The 207-nt window shown below is 64.3% G+C and carries 1 pseudogene; it reads left to right on the plus strand.

Features of this window, described 5'->3' with window-relative positions:
* A pseudogene (locus HX846_RS39345) lies at nt 1-207 on the plus strand (methyl-accepting chemotaxis protein); the annotation flags it as partial.

A 207-nucleotide genomic window follows, 5' to 3' on the forward strand; every position in this document is an offset into this window, starting at 1 on the left:
AGCGTCGCTGGCTGCTGCCGAGGCCGACCGGCAGGCGGGCCAGGGCGATCAGGTGGTGGCTGAGGCCATTACCCACATCGAGCACCTGGCTCAGGAGATGGCGCGTTCAAGCCAGGCCATGCAAGGCCTGCAACAGGAAAGCCGGAAGATCGGCAGCGTGCTGGAGGTGATCAAGTCGGTATCGGAACAGACCAACTTGCTGGCCCT

Source organism: Pseudomonas sp. K5002, from assembly GCF_013386655.1.
Lineage (GTDB): Bacteria > Pseudomonadota > Gammaproteobacteria > Pseudomonadales > Pseudomonadaceae > Aquipseudomonas.